At 40.7% G+C, this 1,168-nt stretch carries 1 protein-coding gene; it reads left to right on the top strand.

Annotated elements, in window-relative coordinates; all coding sequences use genetic code 11:
• Positions 1 to 452: 452 nt before the first annotated feature.
• Positions 453 to 1,168, top strand: a 716-nt coding sequence (locus tag AC1DPQ_RS28345; protein ID WP_477611654.1) for an alpha-amylase family glycosyl hydrolase, incomplete at its 3' end; no start/stop codon positions are given.

Raw genomic sequence — 1,168 nt, 5'->3', positions numbered from 1 at the left:
CTTTTTTGCGCATACCTGAGCATTATGTTTGCCACGGAAGCACGAAAAACACGGAAAAACTTTAATCTCCTCTGTGATTTCTGTGTTTCGGCGGCTAATTAATTTTTGAATAGGCGTTATGTTTTAAAAGCGGTTCCTTAGATTCTGGCGGATTTGGAAGTTGTTTCTACGATGATATGCGTAATTAGCAGGAAAAGCACGCATAAAATTGTTCCCGCAGATTCAAGAGATTTTCGCAGATTTATTATTTTGTTTTTCTGCGGTGATCTGCGCAATTAGCGGGAAGACATAGGCAAGGTGGTTCCTGCAGATCAAATGGATTTTCGTAGATTTAAGTTGTTTTTCTGCGGGCATCAGCGAAATCAGCGGGAAAAGCTTGTGTAGGGGTGTTCCTGTAAAACCAAAAAACAATTCGTAAAAAATCATGTTATCCATACAAAAAATCGAATTTAATGCAAAACCAGACCCTGATCCAATTTTTCCATTGGTATTATAACGAAGAACAAAATTTGTGGACTAAAGTAGCTGCCGAAGCGAGTCATTTAAAAGAAATTGGCATAACCGCTGTTTGGTTGCCTCCAGCCTATAAATCAAACAATGCGGCTTACGATGTTGGGTATGCGGTTTACGATCTGTTCGATTTGGGCGAGTTCGATCAGAAAGGAAGTGTGAATACCAAACATGGCTCCAAAGATGAATATATCAAAGCTATTGAAGCCCTGCACCATAATGGAATTGGCGCTTTGGCCGATGCGGTTTTTAACCACAAAGCCGGGGGCGACGAACTCGAAAAAATAGCCGTTAGAACTGTAAATCCGGAAGATAGAAACGAATTTACCAGCGATGTTTTCGAAATAGAGGCCTGGACGAAGTTTACTTTTCCTGGCCGACAGGGCAAATATTCTGAATTTATATGGAATCATGAGTGTTTTAGTGGGGTAGACTGGGCCGAAGACCTCCAAAAAACGGCTATTTATTCGATCCAGAATTATTTAGGAGAAGGTTTTGAAGAGGTCCCTTCTACCGAATTGGGCAATTATGATTATCTGATGTTTAACGATATCGATTACCGCAACAGGGCTGTAGTTGAAGAGTTAAAGTACTGGGGCGAATGGATAGTGGAAACCACCAAAGTAGATGGTTTTCGGTTAGATGCAGTTAAACATAT

The organism is Pedobacter sp. 01T416_2 (assembly GCF_056398925.1).
The sequence above is the reverse complement of the archived record's forward strand: the minus strand, read 5'-3'. Positions and strand labels throughout refer to the sequence as shown.